The sequence below is a fragment of the Paraburkholderia sp. UCT70 genome (assembly GCF_050434085.1).
GTDB classification, from domain to species: domain Bacteria; phylum Pseudomonadota; class Gammaproteobacteria; order Burkholderiales; family Burkholderiaceae; genus Paraburkholderia; species Paraburkholderia tuberum.
The window spans coordinates 2,118,244-2,131,582 of sequence record NZ_JBNPVZ010000002.1 but is presented as its reverse complement, the minus strand read 5'-3'; the positions used below and the strand labels follow the sequence as shown (position 1 = coordinate 2,131,582).

Sequence of the window (13,339 nt, the reverse complement as noted above, 5' to 3'; positions counted from 1 at the left end):
CGCCGGACTTTGCTATCATCACTGTATAAACATACAGGTCCCGCACAAAGTCCGTGGCAACCGATGCTCGCTCAGAGATCCGCTCTGAAGCCCCTTACTACCTGCTGAATTTCGAGCGCGCGCTTGCGTGGCTCGCCGCGCGTTACGACGATCTGCTCGACGACGAAGAGCACGCTTTTCTGGAAACTTTCGCGACGTTGCCGCAGGCATCGCGTGCGCTGCTGGTGCGCATGCTGATGCGCAAAGGCATGCTGTTCCGCGCGAGCCGCCTGGCTTACGACGAAATCGGCTGTCCGTTGCAGGCGGCGATGCCGATGACGGTGCATCGCTGGATCGACACCGAGCCGGCCCTGTCTCTCGACGACCTGTTTGCGCTCAGCACGCGTGCGCAATTGCTGGACATCTTCGCTGACGCGATCGCGCGGATTCCCGGCGCAAAGGCTTTGCGCAAACCAGATCTGCTCGAAACGCTGCGCGAGTTTTACGAAACCGCAAGCGGCGACGCGCAAGCATGCACATCACGTCCGCTCGCCGCCTGGCACGACGCTTCTACGGACCGCGTGCTGCACGTCGCGATCGCGCCGTTGTGCGATCGCTTGCGCCTGATGTTCTTCGGCAATCTGCATCAGGACTGGTCGGAGTTCGTGCTCGCCGATCTTGGCGTGTTCCAGTACGAGAAGGTCGCGTTCGGGCCTTTGTCGCGCGCGTTCCAGCAACGCGCGGACGTCGACGTCTATCTCGCGCTGCACGCGTGCCGCGAAGCGCTCGAATGGCTACCGGTCGGCACCGACACCCCCAACCTTCACGAACTGATCGCGACCGTCCGCTCGATCGGCACCGCGAATCCGTGGCTCGAAACGCGTCGCGCGAAACTACTGTTCCGGATCGGCCAGGCTTGCGAGCGGCGCGGGCAGTGGGACACCGCGCTCGCGGTGTACGACGCGTGCGCCTGGCCCGGCGCGCGTCTTCGACGCATGCGCGTACTCGAGCGCAGCGAGCGTTACGGCGAAGCGCTGGCGCTGGCCTCGCAGGCCGATGCCGCGCCTGAGAGCGAAGAAGAGGCGCAGCGCGTCGCCCGGATGTTGCCGCGCTTGCGGCGCAAGTGCGGCGAGCCGGTGCCGCGCGCAGCAGCGGCGAGGCCCGTGGAGCGCGGCACGCTGGTGCTGCCGAAGCCTGATACGCCGGTGGCCGTCGAGTACCTGGTGCGCGATCATTTGAGCAGCGACGACGCGCCGGTGCACTACGTCGAGAACGCGCTGATCAATTCGCTGTTCGGCCTGCTGTGCTGGGAGCCGGTGTTCACGGCGTTGCCCGGCGCGTTTTTTCATCCGTTCCAACGCGGACCGGCCGATCTGCACGCGCCGGACTTTCAGGCGCGTCGCGCCACACAATTCGCCGCGTGCTTCGCGCAATTCGATAGCGGCGTCTATCGCGACACGATTCTGCGGCATCTGCACGACAAGGCCGGCATGCAGTCGCCGTTCGTGTTCTGGGGACTGCTGACGCCCGACCTCATCGCACTCGCGCTCGACTGTCTACCCGCCGCGCATCTGAAGCTGTGCTTCGAGCGCTTGCTGCGCGACATTCGCGGCAATCGTTCGGGCTTGCCCGACCTGATCCGGTTCTGGCCGGCCGAGCGTCGCTATGAACTGATCGAGGTGAAAGGCCCCGGCGATCGTCTGCAGGACAACCAGATCCGCTGGCTCGCGTACTGCGCGCAGCACGGCATGCCGGTGCGCGTCGTCGACGTGCGCTGGGCCGGGCAAGAGGCGCAGAGCGAAGCGGACGCCGCGACGCAAGCCGAAGCGGAGCGCGTCGTATGAGCTACGTGGTGGCCGTCCGCGCGATGTGCGAATTCACCGCTCGGCGCGGCGATCTCGATCTGCGCTTCACGCCCGCGCCGACTTCGCTCGAAGGCATCGCGGGTCATCAGATGGTCGCCGGCCGTCGCGCGAGCGGCTACGAAACCGAACTCACGCTGACGGGCACGCATCGCAGTCTGACCGTGCGTGGCCGCGCGGACGGCTACGACGGAATCGCGAACCGGCTCGAAGAAGTGAAGACGTATCGCGGCGATCTCGCGCGTATGCCCGCGAATCATCGCGTGCTGCATTGGGCGCAGGCACTCGTGTATGGGCATCTGCTGTGCCGGGCGCGCGGGCTCGGCGAGCTGACGATCGCGCTCGTGTACTTCGATATCGGCAGTCAGAAGGAAACCGTGCTGACGCAGCAGCACAGCGCGCGCGAACTCGAAATCTTCTTCGTCGACCAGTGTGAACGATTTCTCGATTGGGCCGTGCAGGAAGACGCGCATCGCGTCGCGCGCAACGTGGCGCTCGTCGCGTTGCAGTTTCCGTATGGGCGGTTTCGGCGCGGGCAGCGCGAGCTCGCGGTGGCCGTGTATCGCGCGGCACGCGACGGCAAGCCGTTGATGGCGCAGGCGCCGACCGGTATCGGTAAGACGCTGGCGACGATTTTTCCGTTGCTGAAAGCCTGCGGCGAAGACCGGCTCGATCGTGTGTTCTTTCTGACCGCGAAGACGCCAGGCCGCGCGCTCGCGTTCGATGCGATCGACTCGCTGCACCAGAGTGCGCCGTTGCCGCTCAGAACGCTCGAACTCGTCGCGCGCGACAAAGCCTGCGAGCATCCGGACAAAGCCTGCAACGGCGAGTCCTGTCCGCTCGCGCGCGGCTTTTACGACCGTCTCGATGCGGCGCGCGTCGCCGCGTTGACGACGCCACGGCTCGATCGCGCGGCGGTGCGCGAGGCTGCGCTCACGCACAATATCTGTCCGTACTATCTGTCGCAGGAACTCGCGCGCTGGGCCGATGTGATCGTCGGCGATTACAACTACTACTATGACGGGAGCGCGATGCTGCATGCGCTCACGCAGATCAACCAGTGGCGCGTCGGCGTGCTGGTCGACGAAGCGCACAACCTGCTCGAACGCGCGCGGCGCATGTATACCGCGTCGCTAGATCAAAGCGCGTTCCGGCTCGCGCGCAAGAGCGCGCCGGTGGCGCTGAAGAAGCCGCTCGAACGCTTGCAGCGCGAGTGGAATGCGGTGAAGCGCACGCAGACGTCCAGCTATAAGGTGTATGCGGAGGTGCCCGGCAAATTGCTGTCCGCCGCGCAGAATCTGATCGGCGCGGTAACGGATCAGCTCGCCGACGCGCCGTTGTCGATCGACGAACATGCGCTGCGCGCTTTCTTCGACGCGATGCACTTCGTCGCGCTCGCCGAGCAGTTCGGCGAGCACTCGATGTTCGACATGACATTGAGCGCCGACCGCTACGCGCCGCGCCACAAAACCAGTGCGACGCTCTGCGTGCGCAACGTGATCCCCGCGCCGTTCCTCGCGCCACGCTATGCGGCCGCGCGTACCACGGTGATGTTCTCCGGTACGCTGAATCCGCAGCATTTCTATCGCGACACACTTGGGCTAGCCGAGGACACGCAATGGCTCGACGTCGAGGGACCGTTTTGCGCGGAGCAGTTGCAGGTGCACGTGGCCGCTCATGTGTCGACGCGCTGGCGCGACCGCGAACGCTCGCTCGCGCCGATCGTGGAGCTGATCGCGAAGCAGTACGACTCCCAGCCCGGCAATTATCTCGGGTTCCTGAGCAGTTTCGACTATCTGCAACGCGTGGTCACGCTGCTGCGCGAGCGGCATCCCGGCTTGCCGGTGTGGGCCCAGGAACCCGGCATGGACGAAGCCGCGCGCGATGCGTTTCTCGCGCGCTTCAGGACGATGAATCAGGGCATCGGCTTCGCGGTGCTCGGCGGCGCGTTTTCGGAGGGTGTCGATCTGACCGGGCAGCAACTGATCGGCGCGTTCGTCGCGACGCTCGGTCTGCCGCAGATCAACGACGTCAACGAGCAGATGCGCCGCGCGCTCGATGCGCGCTTCGGCAATGGCTACGACTACATGTACCTGTATCCGGGTTTGCAGAAAGTCGTGCAGGCGGCGGGGCGCGTGATCCGCACCGAAGAGGACCGCGGCGTCTTGCATCTGATCGACGACCGCTTTCGCAGGCCGGAAGTGCGGCGCCTGTTGCCGCGCTGGTGGCAGGTTCGCTAGCGCCGCGCTAGCGAACCTTTACGCGCGCGACGCGCGACGCGTCACGCGTGCGGCGAGGTCGAGCCCGGATTGCCGGGCGTACCAGGGCCGCCGGCCGGGCTCGGATCAACCGGGATCTGGTCGTCGAGCGGCGCGTCGCCCTTGTGCGGAGCGTGACCGTCCCCCGCGGCGTCGCCGTCCGGCCGGTCGCTATGGCGTTCGCGCGGCAGGGCCGTATCGAACCTGGCCTTGCTCGCCGGGTCCCACGTGAGCAGATGACGCTGCGGATTCGCGATCTCGATGCCGAGTTCGCTGAAGCGCTCGAGGATGCGTCGGTTGAATTCGCGTTGCACGCCCCAGCGCGACGTATCGCGGCATTGCATCTGGCCGGCCAGCGTGATCGCCGAACCGTCGACCGCATCGACGCCCCAGAACGAGAAGTCCGCCAGGATGCCGTCCTTGAAGTTGTCGTCCGTGCGCAGCGATGCGCCGATTTCCTTCAGCGTGTCGATCGCGCGCTCGACGTCCTGGCCGAACACGATATTCACGCGCACCGCCGCGTTGCCGATGCCGCGATTCGTGTTGTTCACGGTCGACACCGAACTGAACGGCACCGTAAACAGCGAGCCGTCGCCGCCGCGCAGCCGCACGGTGCGAATCGACAGATATTCGACGGTGCCCGACACGCCCGCGAGCGTGACCCAGTCGCCGACCTGCATCGCGTTTTCCATCAGCAGAAAGATGCCGGTGATGAAGTCCTGCACGAGCTTCTGCGAGCCGAAGCCGAGCGCGACGCCGAAGATGCTCGCGCCCGCGAGCAGCGGGCCGATGTTCACGCCGAGTTGGCTCAGGCCGGTCAGCACGACGACGAGCGCGATCACGCAGAACAGCGCGGTGCGCAGCATCGGCATCAAGGTGCGCAGACGCGCGGCGCGCACCAGATCGCCGTTGCTCGTCCAGTTATCGAGGCGACGTTCGGCCGACACGTTGACGACCTCCCACACCACTAGCGCGATGATCGCGGCGACGGCGATCGTCGCGAGCGCCGATGCGAGCCGGTGGCCGATCGTGCCGCTGCGGAACAGATCGATGACGTCGACGCCCCACGCCTGCAACAGCACCAGCGCGGTGACGCTGCCGATGATCCAGCCGATCACGCGCCGCAGCGCCGGATAGTATCGGTAGGCGTGCTCATGCACGAGCGAGCGTGACGCATCGTCCTGCACATGGAAGATGCGCGCGAGCGCGCCGAAGATCACGATCGACACGAGCCGCGCGCCGATCAGTATCGCGAGCGTCTTGCCGCCGATATTCACGAGCGCGTGATAGCCGTTCTGTACGTCGAAGGCCCAGACGAACCACAGGCCCATCACGATGACCACGGTCACCACGGCCCACGCGTCCGCGAACGCGTTGCCGAACATCTCTAACGACTCGTGAGCGGCGAAGCGATTGCGGATCCGGTTGGCGACCGGTTTCGCGCAGCGCAGCACGAGGATCGAGATCATCACGTGACCGGCGAGTGAGACCACTTTCAGCAGCGCGAGATGCGCGGCGTCGTTCATGCCAAGCGCCTGCGCGACTTCGGCTAGCGCGACGCCGGCGCCGACCACGCTGACGATTCGCACGATCCAGCCGAGCACGAACGCGGCCCACGCATCGCCCATGCGTAGCAGCCGCAGACGCGGTGCGCTCGGCTGCAGGAAGAACGCGCCGACGATCACGACGCAGCGGCACACCACATAGACGTCGATCAGCGAATCGAGCGCGCGATCCTGCGGCGTGCCGTTGCCGGTGAAGATCGACATCAGCGCGCTCGCCGCGCCGACGAACACCGCGATCGGCACGAGCCGCACCAGCGTGATCAGCAACGCGCGCGGCAGACGTTGCAGCAGCGTCCAGTGGTGCGTCGCGTTGCGCTTGCCTTCGGTTTCGATGGCGCGGCCTTTGGCGGATGGCGTCGCGTACGGCGCGGCCGGGCCAGTCGCAACGGCTTGCGCCTCCGCTTCGAGCACTGACGGCACCGATGACATCGGGGGCGGCGGCGGCGTGCTGGTCGGCGGATGACCTGCCGGCGCGGCGCCGGCGGCGTGCGCGGGCGGCGGTGAGTTGTCGTTGTCATCCTGCAGCGCGGCTTCGCGGCGCTCGGCGATCGCCCGATAGACGCGCCGCAGCAGCAGCCGCGCCAGCCATTCGAGCACCAGAGCGGGGATCAGCGCGGCCAGCAGCGACCACAGCACCTTGAACAGCACCGCGCGCGCGTGCGGATTGGCGAACTGCCAGTTCCACCATGCGCGCACCGACGCGACGTCGAGCAGCGCGGCGATCGAGCCGCGCAGCGAGGTCGCGAGATAGCCGGCGTAATGCGAGCCCTCGCGCGCGAGTTGCGAGGCGAGGCCATTGGATTTGAACGCGTCCGGCACGAGCGCGGCTGCGCCGCTTGCGGCGGCGGGCGCCGACGCCGCTGCCGACGCCGCCGCCGGCGCGGATGCGGGCGGCGCGCTCAACGCGCCGGCCGCGGCGATCGCTTGCAGCGTATCGGCGACTTGCGCGCGGCGTTTGGGGTCGTTCAGGACAGCGAGCGCGTCGCGGGCCTGCTGAGGTGTCAGCGTGACGGCGGCGGAAGCGGGTGTCGCGGGCGTGGGATGGGCAAGCTCAGGCGCGGCGGCGAAGACGGGCGCCGCGCCTGCGAGCAGAAAAATGAAAAAATAGACACGCAGAAATTTTTGCATAGGGTGTAAAGCGGGATGAAGCCAGTGCGGACGATTGTGCCGGAACATGGGCTGTTTCAGCGGGGTGACCCGGGACCGACACGGGGCGGAGCGCTGAAGTTCCTGCGGCGGAGGCCCGCCGGACGGGCGAAAGGGCCGCGAGAGCGGCGCCCGTCGGGCGGGGCGTTGACCCGACAGGATAGCCGATGATGGCCGGCAGGCCTGTCGAAGGCAGCAGAAAGCCTGCCCGGAAAGCCCCCTGGGCGGGGCGGCGCAGGGGGTAGGAGGCCGCTTGCCGCGTGGCAATGCTGGCGGCAGCGCGAGGATGTTCTCGACGACCACGCTACGTGCGGGCAGAACGCGGAAAGTCGGGAATGCTCAATCGCCGTGACCGTGCGCTGCTAAGCGTTCACTACAAAAAACGCTTAAATCCGCGCTTATGCCACTGAAGAGGTCTGGCGCTCTGCTTCGTCATCGGCATGGGGGCCACTGCTCGCGCCACGTCCGGCCGGCTCCTGATGCAACCGGTTCGCGTGCATCAGCCGGTACAGCGTCGCGCGCGAAATGCCGAGTTCGGCCGCCGCATCGGACAGCTTGTAGCCGTGCCGCAGCAGCGCATTCTCGATCGCATCCTTTTCGGCCTTGCTGCGGATTTCCGCCAGCGTGACCGCCGGGCCATTGTCAGCTTCGGGTAGGCCGAGGTCGCTCGCGGTGATGAAGCGGCCCTCGCTCATCACGACCGCGCGGCGCACGCAGTTGATCAGCTCGCGCACGTTGCCGGGCCACGGATAGTTCGACATCGCGACGATCGCGTCGCTCGACAGGCCGCGCAGCTTGCGCGCGCCGTCCTGCTTGTACATGCTCAGCGCGTAATTGGCGAGTAGCTTGATGTCGCCGCCGCGCTCGCGCAATGGCGGCTCGACGAGGCGCAGCACGCACAGCCGGTGATAGAGGTCGGAACGGAAACGCCCGTCTTCGACGGCGCGCTCCAGATCGACGTGGGTGGCCGAGATCACGCGCACGTCGACGCTGATCGGACCGTTGCCGCCAAGCCGCTCGATCGTGCCTTCCTGCAGGAAGCGCAGCAGCACCGCCTGGCATTCGTGCGGCATGTCGCCGATTTCGTCGAGAAACAGCGTGCCTTCATGCGCGCTCTCGATCCGCCCGAGCTTGCGTTGCAGCGCGCCGGTAAAAGCGCCGCGCTCGTGGCCGAACAGTTCGGCCTGCAACAGGCTCGGCGGAATCGCCGCGCAATTGATCGCGACGAACGTGCGGCCCGCTCGTGGCGAGCGGTCGTGAATAGCACGAGCGGTCAGCTCCTTGCCGGTGCCCGATTCGCCCGCGATGAACACCGGCGCATCGGTCACGCCGCATTTGTCGATGCGCCGGTAGAGCTGCTGCATCGGCTCGCATTGCCCGACCATGCCGTGGCGGCCGAGCGACGGCTCCGGCACGACGCGCGGCTGACGCAGGCTCGACAGCCCATGCGCGTGGCCGAGCGCAAACATGAGCCGCTCGTTGAGCCACGGCTGCGTGACGAAGTCGAAGCAGTAATCGAGGATGAAACGGCTGACCAGTTCGTTGTCGGCCTGGCCCGGCACGATCTGCGCGACCCAGTTGGTTTCGACGCGGCGCATGCACAGCGCGAGCGCGGACAGCTGCTGTGACGTGCAATCTTCGGGCAACTGAACGAGACCGACCTTGATGTTGCCGCGTTCGATCATGCGTTCCGCCACGGCCGTGCTTTTTGCGTGCACGGCTTGCCATCCCGACGCGACCAGAAACTCGACGAGTTTCTGGTCGGGCGCGTTCGCCACGTACAGGACCGTGCGTTCCATATCGGCCGGCGTGCAAGTCGTAGTCATGGTTCCCCCCGTTCGATCCTCAGGACTGCCGTGCGACGTTGTGAGATTCAGGCGGCCAGTTGCTGCACTCCGGCTGCGACGCATTCACGACAGCAGCAATCACGAACAAGGGACACGCTGCAAGCGCGGCGCGAACCGGAACGCGCTGCGTGGCGGACCGATTCATGCAATGGCGGCGACCTTGTCGTTCATTGCTGAAACTGCCCGGCGATTTTTTCCCCGAACCGTGAAAACCACTTGAACCGTGGCTTGCCTCGTAGACCTGATACAAGCGCTCTGATTGGCGCATGGCCTAACGATAAGCGAAAGCGCCTAAAAGCGCCAGATAAAGAAACATGGATGAAGAATGCGTGTTGGATTTTCGGAATAACACGGATCACTAATGAATAAGCGGTCAAGGCTGGTTATGCGCGGAATCGCACATTGCGTAGCAATTGCCCTGGTATTAAGGCGTGACTAAAACGGACGGGGCGCGGGCAGTCATGTTTCACACTTGCGACAGATTGGACAGCGCGAGTCGAATGCGCTTTGCCGCGCCGGGTGAGGTGCTTTGCCAACCGGAAGGAGCGGCGAAGCCGCGTGTGGCCGGCCCCGCGGCCAGTCAGCAGGCTGGCGAGACGGAGCGGGAGGCGCGCTTTGCGGCCAGCGCGCGGCGATTTGGCGTGTCAGAAACGAATCAATGCGCGCCACGCCAAAAATCGGGCAGGCTCGCACTGCGTCAAAAGCAAATCGATTTCTCGCCAGAGTGAAGCTTTGGCGGGCGCCTTACAAATTCGAATGCGTGTTGGCATAACCATTGCAATAAGGTCTGCACAGAAAAATGTTTTGCCACCAGGTCGACGGTACGGGGAAAACCGGATTAAAAGAAGACCGGCGGTAAAAAAGTCACTCGCAGACATGGTCGGGGAAGCCATCAGGTGTTTGCGGGAGCGCGGCGGGGCCTTCTTGAATACGTTAGAAAACGGGTGAGTGGCGGACCGGTTTGGCGGCCATTCAAAACCGGACGAAAAAAGGGCAACGACTTCGCCGTTTTTCCTTTTCGACTTTTTGTCCTTACGACGCGAAAAGGGTGGCGATAACGACAGGCAACGCGCTGGCAACGTTCGCGAGCGACGCGCCGCAAAGGGAAGGGGCAGCGCCGGATCAGGACCGGCCGGCGCGATGAAGCGGGGAGAGACGCTAGTCTCCACAGAGAGACAAATGTACAGGGGCCGTGTCCGTGGATTGGCACGGGCACGGCGACCTGGCCCAACGGCCGGGGCGCTGAGACCAGACGGCGTGACCTGGCGCAAATCTGCTCGACATCGGGGGCTGACATGAAACCACAACTGATTCGCAGGCCGGCCGCTTCGGGAGGAACCAGAAGCACCTACCGGCGGTATGTCGCGGCATCGCGCGCGCGCTTTTTCGCGCAGGCGGCGGGCTCGTCGGTCGATCTGCTGACGCTCGTCGTCGCTAAGGCGCTCGAGCGCCGAGCGCAAGCCGAGATCCGCCGCGACCTGCTGCGCGACGCGCTGTACGCCATGCGAGTGCGCGCTGAACGCAGCGCGGCGCATCGGCGCGACGACGATGAAACCGACGTCTGACGCTTGCCGCTCGTCGGCTCGCAGCGACCGAGCAGGAATTCGATAGCACCGTTTGCCGGCTCATGGTTTTCACGGAGGAGCGTCGCGGTAAGGAACTCGCGCCGAAGCCTGCGTCGTCAATCGTGAACAGACGACTGGAATAAAAGCCCGCGCATGACGCGCCAAGCGCCGCAGAGCTGCCATGATCGACATCTTCCTGATTGCCGCGAGCATCGAAAACGCGCAGCGAATCGTCGTGCGGCTCGAAGAGAGCGGCGTGCGTTACCGGCTGCACACCGCGTTCGGTCCGGCCCGGCAACTGCCGATGCACGCGCGCGTGGTCCGCGGCGCCGACCTGCTGATCGTCGACGACGCCAATCTGAGCGTCCGCGGACTTGACGGCATCGAGGAAACGCTCGCCTGCGCGCCGACGCTCCATTGCATGCTGGTGACGCCGGCGCCGTCCACCGCGCTGATCGGCGCGGCGCTGCGCGTCGGCGTGCGGCAGGTGCTGTCGTGGCCGCTCGATCGTCAGGCCGTCGTCGATGCGCTTGCGCAGATCGAAGCGCGGCGCCGCGAGCCCGAGCGCCGCCACGCGCGCGTGGTCACCCTGGCGTCGAGCAAGGGCGGTAGCGGCACCACGCTGATCGCGGTCAACCTCGCGTGCGCGCTCGCCGCGCGGCGTGAGCGGCGCGTGCTGCTGATCGACCTGAGCCAGCAATTCGCCGACGCGAGCCTGCTGATGGCGAATCGCCCCCCGCCCATGACGCTCGTCGATCTGTGCTCGCGCAACGAGCAACTCGACCCGGCGCTGTTCGACGCGTGCGCGATGCATGTGTGCCCGAACCTGGATCTGCTCGCCGGCGCCGGCGATCCGTTGAAGGCCGCCGAACTGCTGCCGGGTCAGCTGGACCGGATTCTGACGCTGGTGCGCGAGCGCTACGACGCGGTGCTGATCGACGTCGGCCCGAGCCTGAATCCGTCGACGATCCGCGCGCTCGCGCATAGCGACGCGATCTGCATGGTGGTGCGGCAGAACCCGCTGTACCTGCATGGCGCGCGCCGCATGCTCGATATCTTTCGCGAACTGGGGCATCCGTCCAGCAAGGTGCGGGTCGTCGTCAACCAGTACGACAAGGACGCGCAGATCAATCTGCCGATGCTCGAACGCACACTCGGCGCGAAGGTCGCGCATCAACTGCCGCGCGACGATCAGCACGTCAACGATGCGCTCAGCCGCGGCGTGCCGCTCGTCGCGTGCGCGCGCGACAGCGGGCTCGCGCAAGGTATCGTGCTGCTCGCGAACATGCTGTGGCCCGCGGGTGCGGAGCGCCGCAGGAGCATGCTCGGCAGGTTGCTCGCGACGTGGCCGAATTTGCCGCCGCAATTGAAGCCGGGGGTCTAGGACGACGTCTACTCGCTGCTCGAGCCCGGTCTTCTGCTGGTGAACCTCGAGATCCGGAACATGATCGTCTGCGGCTGCAGTTGGCGCTGCGGGCCCGACTCATCCTGCGCGAAGAGAAGCTACAGTCCGACGGCGAGCGCTATCGCGCATACCGTAGTAAGGTGAGATACAGGGTCATCCCCAGCATATTCTGTAGGCGTAGAGCCGCAGCCTCAGAGTTTCGAAAGCGTCGGGCAGGCTCGCGCCGCCCGGTCACTCCAGCGAGAAAATCACGTGAGCGCAGCACCGTCCATGCAAAACGCGCAGAGTTTCAGCGACCTCGCGTCGATCCTGTCCAATCCGATTCTGAATACGGATTCGTACAAGGCATCGCACTATCTGCAATATCCGCCCGACGCGACGGCGATGTTCTCGTACATCGAATCGCGCGGCGGACGTTACGGCCGCACGCTGTTCTTCGGCTTGCAGATGCTGCTGAAGGAGTACCTGTGCCGGCCGGTTACCGGCGCGATGATCGACCAGGCGCGGACCTTCTTCAGCGCGCACGGCGAGCCGTTCAACGAGGCGGGCTGGCGCTACGTCGTGCAGCGATACGGAGGCTATCTGCCGGTGCGGATTCGCGCGGCGCCCGAAGGCTCGGTCGTGCCCACGCACAACGTGCTCGTCACCGTCGAATGCGACGATCCGCAGGTGTTCTGGCTCACGTCGTATCTGGAGACGATGCTGATGCGCGTGTGGTATCCGATCACGGTCGCGACGCAAAGCTGGCATCTGCGCCAGACGATCCGCGCGTATCTGCTGAAAAGCAGCGACGATCTCTCGCAGCTACCGTTCAAGCTGCATGATTTCGGCGCGCGCGGCGTGTCGAGCGCGGAGTCGGCGGCGATCGGCGGCGCGGCACATCTCGTCAGCTTCATGGGCTCGGATACGGTGCTCGGCGTGGTTGCGGCGAATCACTACTACCGCGACCGCATGGCCGCGTTCTCGGTGCCGGCGGCCGAGCACAGCACGATCACGTCGTGGGGCCGCGAGCGCGAAGTCGACGCATATCGCAACATGATCGCCCGCTTCGGCAAGCCGGGCGCGATCGTTTCGGTGGTGTCCGACTCTTACGACCTGTTCGCCGCGCTGAACGCATGGGGCGGCGAACTGAAGCAGGCCGTGCTCGATTCCGGCGGCATGCTCGTGATTCGCCCGGACTCCGGCGATCCTTGCACGATCGTCCTGCACACGCTGCGCTCGCTGGAGGCTTCGTTCGGGTCGCAGACCAACAGCAAGGGGCGGCGCGTGCTCGACCATGTGCGCGTGATTCAGGGTGACGGCGTGAACCCGGATTCGATCGTCGCGATCCTCGCCGCGATGGACGAGGCCGGCTTCGCCACCGACAACATCGTGTTCGGCATGGGCGGTGCGCTGTTGCAGCAGATCAACCGCGATACGCAGCGCTTCGCGATGAAGTGCTCGGCGATCCGGCTAGGCGACACGTGGCACGATGTGTCGAAGGATCCAGTCACGGATCACGGCAAGCGCTCGATGAAAGGCCGGCTCACCTTGCTGCGCCATCGCCGCACCGGCGAGTACCGGACGGTCACGTTGCCGATCGCGTGGGACGGGAGCACGGTGGAGGGCGAGTGGGACGAAGCGCTCGAGACGGTGTTCGAAGCGGGCCGCTTGCTGGTCGATACGTCGCTGGCCGAGATTCGAGGCCGCGCATATGCGGACGAAGGTTGATC

7 protein-coding genes are annotated in these 13,339 nt (G+C 65.7%); 5 read left to right on the top strand and 2 right to left on the bottom strand.

Going from position 1 to position 13,339, the window contains the following annotated elements; all coding sequences use genetic code 11:
• Positions 1 to 53 precede the first annotated feature (53 nt).
• A complete protein-coding gene (locus tag OKW41_RS12095; protein WP_429572623.1) occupies positions 54 to 1,823 on the top strand; it encodes a VRR-NUC domain-containing protein in 1,770 nt (589 codons plus the stop codon).
• Positions 1,820 to 4,081, top strand: a complete 2,262-nt coding sequence (locus OKW41_RS12090) for an ATP-dependent DNA helicase (protein ID WP_429572622.1) — start codon at positions 1,820 to 1,822, stop codon at positions 4,079 to 4,081. The genes OKW41_RS12095 and OKW41_RS12090 overlap by 4 nt, the downstream gene beginning before the upstream one ends.
• A 41-nt stretch (positions 4,082 to 4,122) precedes the next feature.
• On the opposite strand, the gene OKW41_RS12085 is transcribed toward OKW41_RS12090, so the two are convergent.
• Complete coding sequence (locus tag OKW41_RS12085) at positions 4,123 to 6,792, bottom strand: mechanosensitive ion channel domain-containing protein (RefSeq protein WP_429572621.1); 2,670 nt, start codon at positions 6,790 to 6,792, stop codon at positions 4,123 to 4,125.
• Positions 6,793 to 7,208: 416 nt separating this feature from the next.
• Positions 7,209 to 8,636, bottom strand: coding sequence for a sigma 54-interacting transcriptional regulator (locus OKW41_RS12080; RefSeq protein ID WP_429443679.1), 1,428 nt, complete (start codon positions 8,634 to 8,636; stop codon positions 7,209 to 7,211).
• 1,316 nt (positions 8,637 to 9,952) lie between these two features.
• On the opposite strand from OKW41_RS12080, the gene OKW41_RS12075 reads away from it, so the two are divergent.
• From OKW41_RS12075 to OKW41_RS12065, 3 genes are all read left to right on the top strand, one after another.
• Positions 9,953 to 10,222 (top strand): hypothetical protein, encoded by a 270-nt coding sequence (locus OKW41_RS12075; protein WP_429443678.1) that lies wholly within the window; start codon positions 9,953 to 9,955, stop codon positions 10,220 to 10,222.
• Between the two features lie 181 nt (positions 10,223 to 10,403).
• Entirely contained in the window at positions 10,404 to 11,606 is a 1,203-nt protein-coding gene (locus tag OKW41_RS12070) for an AAA family ATPase (RefSeq protein WP_429572620.1), read from the top strand.
• Positions 11,607 to 11,897: 291 nt separating this feature from the next.
• Positions 11,898 to 13,337 carry a nicotinate phosphoribosyltransferase gene (locus OKW41_RS12065; protein ID WP_429572619.1) on the top strand — a complete coding sequence of 480 codons (1,440 nt, stop codon included), beginning with the start codon at positions 11,898 to 11,900 and terminating at the stop codon, positions 13,335 to 13,337.
• Positions 13,338 to 13,339: the final 2 nt, after the last annotated feature.